At 59.4% G+C, this 3,743-nt stretch carries 6 protein-coding genes; all 6 read right to left on the bottom strand.

Annotated features, from left to right (window positions below):
- Positions 1-553 (bottom strand): FAD-dependent thymidylate synthase (gene thyX, locus WC683_20210; GenBank protein ID MFA4974934.1); only part of this gene is annotated, 553 nt, incomplete at its 3' end.
- Positions 534-1,079, bottom strand: a complete 546-nt coding sequence (locus tag WC683_20205) for a helix-turn-helix domain-containing protein (GenBank protein ID MFA4974933.1) — start codon at positions 1,077-1,079, stop codon at positions 534-536. The genes thyX and WC683_20205, both read right to left, overlap by 20 nt.
- Positions 1,076-1,447 carry a VRR-NUC domain-containing protein gene (locus WC683_20200; GenBank protein ID MFA4974932.1) on the bottom strand — a complete coding sequence of 124 codons (372 nt, stop codon included), beginning with the start codon at positions 1,445-1,447 and terminating at the stop codon, positions 1,076-1,078. Before WC683_20200 ends, WC683_20205 begins: the two co-directional genes overlap by 4 nt.
- Entirely contained in the window at positions 1,447-1,704 is a 258-nt protein-coding gene (locus WC683_20195; GenBank protein MFA4974931.1) for a GapR family DNA-binding domain-containing protein, read from the bottom strand. The genes WC683_20200 and WC683_20195 overlap by 1 nt, the downstream gene beginning before the upstream one ends.
- The gene (locus WC683_20190) at positions 1,701-2,570 is read right to left on the bottom strand and encodes a ParB N-terminal domain-containing protein (GenBank protein ID MFA4974930.1); all 870 of its coding nucleotides are present in this window, start codon (positions 2,568-2,570) and stop codon (positions 1,701-1,703) included. Before WC683_20190 ends, WC683_20195 begins: the two co-directional genes overlap by 4 nt.
- A 4-nt stretch (positions 2,571-2,574) precedes the next feature.
- Positions 2,575-3,459: a hypothetical protein gene (locus tag WC683_20185; GenBank protein ID MFA4974929.1), complete on the bottom strand. Its 885-nt coding sequence runs from the start codon at positions 3,457-3,459 to the stop codon at positions 2,575-2,577.
- Between the last annotated feature and the right edge of the window lie 284 nt (positions 3,460-3,743).

Genomic DNA, 3,743 nt, shown 5'->3' with positions numbered 1-3,743 from the left:
TGCGCAAATCGACCTTGGCGAACATATGGCTGTAGGTCGAGAGCGGAAGGACTGTGCGGGCGAGCTCACGGGGCCAGCCGGCGGCGAGCAGCTCGCGATAGGTCGTAAAGGCGGCCTCGAAGCCGGCGCGCAGCTTCTCCACCTCGGCGCGGCGCGCCTCGAGATCGCCGCCGGGCTGGCGGCCCTGCTTATTGGCCGTCGACTGCTCGCCGATCGTCTCCGGATCGGGGAGATAATAGGTCTCGGGCAATTCGCGGTAGCGGCCGGAGAGCTCGTTAAAGGTCCAGGTGCGGTGGCGGTGCCATTGGCGTAGCACGAAAAGGGGCGCCATCACCTCGAATTGGAACTCCACCGCCTCGAAGGGCGTCGTATGGCGGTTCTTCCAGAGATAATCGATGAGGCGCTTGTCCGAGCCATCGTTCTCGCCAGCGCGCCACGCGGCGTCATAGGAGACGCGAGCCGCGCGCACGATGGAGATGTCAGAGCCCATATGATCGACCAAACGGACGAATCCGTGATCGAGTAGCGTGACTTTATCGCTCGTTGTGGACATCGGAAATGCTCTTGATTTTTCCACGGATCGCGGCGACGTCGGCGGCGACGGCATCGTTTTCTTCACATAGGCTTTCGATCTTACGCACAGCGTGAAGCACAGTCGTATGATCGCGATCGAAGCGGCGCCCAATTTCAGGGAACGAATGGATGGTAAGCTCCTTCGCCAACATCATCGCAATCTGGCGCGGCCTAACGACATCCGCAGTTTTGCGATGCGAAATGAGTTCGCGGAACGAAATGGCATAGAAGCGGCACACGGTTCGCTGGACTTGAGCGATCGTTGGGTTGCCATGCGAGCGCCCCCAAGACGCATCCAGAGCGCGGCGCCGTTCGGCGCGATCCTCTTCGGCCTTCCGCTCTTCCGCTTCAATTTCTGCCGCGCGGCGCTCCTCATCCAAACGACGCTGTTCGATCTCCGCGGACGCGAGCGCGGCAAGTCGCTCCGCATTTCGCCTCTCGACCTCGCGCAGCACGGCGTAGTAGACCGGCCCTTTGCGGACGACGTATTTTGATAGGGCGCTCATGACACTTCCCTTGTTTCGATATTCCAATGCGCCAGCGCCGTCTTCACATCGTCGAGCGATCTACAGCACGCCCATCCGACAAAGGCCTTCGTGACGCACCAGACGCCAAATTCAGATTGCTCGTCGCTGAGCACTCCGCGCGGCGTTTTCACTTCGATGAAATAGACCTTGCTTCCGCCGACGATCGCCAAATCCGGGACGCCTTTGCGCAGACCAGCGACAGCGTTTGACGCGTGTCCCGTTCGCGTGCGCGGCGCAGCGTTCGGGATCGCAAACGCGCGATAGCTCGGCAGTAGCACCGCGTCGAGATACTGCACGATCGCGCGTTGCAGTGCGGCTTCCGTGATAGGCGTCGGGCGCGCGATCACTATATGCCAAGCTCCAACTGCGCTGCTTCTACATAGAGCCGCAACAGCTCTTGCTCTTCGGCGAGCGCGTCGCGCGACTTCTTCCGAAGCGAGACGATCTTGCGAAGGATTTTCGGGGCGAGCCCGTTCCCCTTCGCTTCGTCGTAGATCGACGTGCGATCTTCCTGGCGGGCCTTGATCTCGGCTTCGATTGTCTCGATCCGTTCGATGATGGAACGGATTTGCGCTCCACTGTTGTTGCCTACCTGCTCGGTCATGCGGCTTTCCTTCTCAGATATGCGATTACATCTTTCGGCTTTGTCCCTTGAAGCCAAGAAACCAGAACGTCCAATTCCCCAAGATCGGATCGTTCCAAAAGCCATTGCGCGAATTGCTCTGCCGCATTCATTTCGACGACGCGGTTCGCCGTGCCGTTGCGCTTCTCCGCTTCTTTCAGATCGGCGGCTTGCTCGAGGTAAACGACATCATGCGTGCGGGCTGAAACCTTCTCGCCCGCCTTCGCGCGCTCGATAATTGGCGCTCGCTCTTCCGGCGCCATCTTCGCCAGCGCGTCCAGCTCGACGCCCTTGTCGAGAGATGTTCCTACCACCGCGTCAATGTCGGAGCCGAGCGCTTCGCCACGTGCGGCGGCGCGGCTCACAGTGCTTGCATGCTTCCCGGTTGCCTCAGCAGTCGACTCGACGAAAGAGCAAGATTGCAAATTGCGAACTTGATCGCTCTTGCGGTCGCCGCCGTGCTTCGTCTCCGGGTGCAACTCCTCGTAGATCGCCTTGCGCTCGGCGATAGCAGCGGCCTCTTGCGCTGGCGATAGCGCGTGCCGGATCAAGTTCTCGTCTATCTCCCATAGACGGGCGAGCGCATCGCTCTCATGCTCGACGACGAAGCATTCGATGCGCTCCCACCCGAGCCGCTTTGCCGCTTCTAGGCGGTGTCCGCCCGTGACGAGTTCCGGTTCGGATGTGGCCTCTTCGTCCAGCATCCGAACCGTGATAGGCGTTCGCATACCGAGATTGCGGATAGATTCCATCATGCTGGCGACCGCAGATTCTGAAAGCTGTCGCCTGTGCAGCGGGACCTTGATCGCGTCAACGTCGATTAGCTCTGTCTTGCGCGGCGCCTGCATTGGCTTACCTCTCGATCTTGGGGTATTGACCTTGAAGCGGGATCGCACGGCCGACAGGCTTGGCTAGACGCCAATGGTTCCAATAGCGGAGGATCATTTCGAGCTTTTCCCACGCTCGCAAATTGTCCTCTCGGCATTCGATCAGCCGGGCGCGAAGCGCGAGAATGGCGTCGCCACGCTTCAGGTTTTCTCCCGAGATGAGCTTGTCGAAAAACTCGATCGTTCGCGCCGCATTTACATCATGAAGAATAACATATGCGCAGACCATGGGCGTGAACCCATACATAATCGCGAATTTTGAATGAATATGGGACGCGGCCTTGTCGAACATCTTCGACCGCGACCAATATTCTGCTCTGACGCATTGCTTTGTCGGACTGCCGGCCCCGGCGACCAACCCACGACGATGCGCCCAGTGCAAACGAGCCGCAGCGGCGACGGCGTTCGAATATTTGACGCCTTCCATCCCCAAGAAATCGCCGGTCGAGCGCTGGTTCCCGACATCGACCGTGAACCGGCTATCGCGCTCGGCGCCAAAGAACACGAGCGTTTGAATGCTCTTGCCGGCAGCGACAACGGCGTTAAGCCGATGCTGGCCGTCATTCAGTTGCCCGTCTTTGGCAATGATGATCGTCTCGCCATTGAGTTCCCAATAGCCGCCGCGTATATCATCGGCTATTTTCGAGACGAGACCTTCATTCAGCTTCCGGTTCGCTTCATTGCGCTCGAGGAGTGATTTTGCGAGAGCCGGTTCGATCGTAACGATTTCGCTGAAAGGCTTCTCTTGGGATCGCTTCACGCGCTCCGCAAACCATGAAAGATCGGGCTGTTTCTTGGGGGAGCCGGCTCCCTGCGTATTGCCCTTGGCCAGGATTTCGACTACGGTCATAGTTGTTAATTCCTTTGTTCGACGAGAGCCCCGCAGCCCACCTGCGGGGTTTTCTTTTTTGGCGGAGTGGTCGCGCCGGGGCGCATCGTCACCGGCGCGACGCGGGACGGTCACTTACGCGTCTTTATCCATGGCGCGATCTTCTCCGCGAGCTCGACGCGCCGCTTCGCCGATCGCATCAAGCTCCGCGCGATAGAAATCTTGATCGACATTGCGCAGACGCGACTCCAATGCCTCAATGCGGACGATAATCTCTTCGTGTTCACGGCGAGCCTCGGCCAGTT

It is taken from the genome of bacterium, assembly GCA_041648665.1.
In the GTDB taxonomy this organism is placed as follows: domain Bacteria; phylum UBA10199; class UBA10199; order 2-02-FULL-44-16; family JAAZCA01; genus JAFGMW01.
This window is presented reverse-complemented; position numbering and strand designations above follow the sequence as displayed.

Coding starts and splice junctions, on each gene's coding strand:
- WC683_20190 (MFA4974930.1), bottom strand. CDS start 2,570: ATGCAGGCGCCGCGCAAGACAGAGCTAATCGACGTTGACGCGATCAAG.
- WC683_20205 (MFA4974933.1), bottom strand. CDS start 1,079: ATGAGCGCCCTATCAAAATACGTCGTCCGCAAAGGGCCGGTCTACTAC.
- WC683_20185 (MFA4974929.1), bottom strand. CDS start 3,459: ATGACCGTAGTCGAAATCCTGGCCAAGGGCAATACGCAGGGAGCCGGC.
- WC683_20195 (MFA4974931.1), bottom strand. CDS start 1,704: ATGACCGAGCAGGTAGGCAACAACAGTGGAGCGCAAATCCGTTCCATC.